This window comes from Aeromonas aquatilis, assembly GCF_054052405.1.
In genome coordinates, this window is the sequence record NZ_JBSTYP010000158.1 from 1 (window position 1) to 701 (window position 701).

The window sequence follows — 701 nt, forward strand, 5'->3', positions numbered from 1 at the left end:
GAAAGTCGCCATGACTTACCTCCAGGGGCCAGTCAGGTCAAAGCCCATCAGGCAGGTCTGCCCAGCGGTATAGTTATCTTCCTGAAACCCCACCCTGACAAACCGCAACAACTTGCCAGGCATGGCAGGCAGGTCTTTGAAGTTCTTCCTGTCCCACGCCCCTATGGTGGCAAACGGGCACACCAAACCGGGCAAGTACCCACGCAGGTGGTTGCCACTCTCGATCACCATGGTGGGATCCTGGGTCACATAGAAACCGTTGTCCGGGCCGTTGGGGATGTTCAAACCGTTACCGAATCGGCCAAACAGCCCTTTGATAAACCAGTTGGTGGCACCGAATAGCTGGTGATATGGCCGGGCAATTATCCGGTGGCTGGCGTTGTCAAAATTGGGATACAGGTTGCCCCAAACCGCCCAACTGGATGAACCCTGTTGCCAGTTACGCCCCTGCTCATTGGCATTGGTAGTCGGATAGATGTTAATCACGGCATGATAGCGGTCGCCTGGTCGAACCGATCGGATATAGCCAAAGCTATACATAAACTGGTAGTTACCTGCCGCATAAGCAGGCATGAAGTAAAACAACTGGCTATCGCCCACCAGATCCCAACGCCGGTTGGAAAAGCGCCCGGTACAAGGCCAGCGCCACTCCCCAATATTGGTGTAACTGTTGATATCCACCACATCCTCAACCATCGCCA

Annotated in this window: 1 pseudogene; it reads right to left on the reverse strand. The window is 54.4% G+C overall.

Features of this window, described 5'->3' with window-relative positions:
* Nucleotides 1-15: 15 nt before the first annotated feature.
* Nucleotides 16-701 (reverse strand): annotated as a pseudogene (locus ACW5W8_RS23780) (hypothetical protein); the annotation flags it as partial.